This window comes from Halopseudomonas sp. (genome assembly GCF_036961105.1).
Classification (GTDB): Bacteria; Pseudomonadota; Gammaproteobacteria; order Pseudomonadales; family Pseudomonadaceae; genus Halopseudomonas.
The window spans coordinates 1-525 of the sequence record NZ_JBALWW010000073.1 but is presented as its reverse complement, the minus strand read 5'-3'; the positions used below and the strand labels follow the sequence as shown (position 1 = coordinate 525).

Here is a 525-nt window from a genome sequence, read left to right as displayed (position 1 = left end):
CAGCATATCGAAATAGCTGACATCTCGCGGGTGTGTCGTATTACCGCCCTTGAACGACAAGCTTACGTAGCTCGCGTCTTGGCGTGGGCCGGAGGCCAGCGGGTAGATTCGAAAATTCTCGCGGTAGTATTTCAGCGCCTGATCGCCAGTGCCGGTGTCCTCGACGAATCCGCGAACCATGACCCAGTTGCGGTAGGTTGGACACTTCACGATGAAGTAGCCGTCGGGCACATTTCCCTCATACCCCGGAGGCAGAAGCAGGTACTTGCCTCCCTTGCCCTTGTCGGGACCGGCGTTGCCTATGTCTGTCAACCATCGTTGCCAGCCGTCATTCACAACTCCTAAAACATTGGGTGGGGTTTCCACGACCGTAGGTCCGTCAATTTTCAGATCGACGTTAACCGTAGAATAAATGCTCTCTGTGTTATAGGTCAGACCGATCGCTTCGACCTTGCCAATGCCTGGCTCCACATATACGCCCACGTCACCGGTATTCGGTATGCCATAATCCCTGGCCATGGAATC

The 525-nt window shown here is 54.7% G+C and carries 1 protein-coding gene; it reads right to left on the bottom strand.

The annotated features are described in order from the left end of the window. Nucleotides 1–525 (bottom strand): DUF1254 domain-containing protein (locus tag V7756_RS19060; RefSeq protein ID WP_335611771.1); only part of this gene is annotated, 525 nt, incomplete at both ends.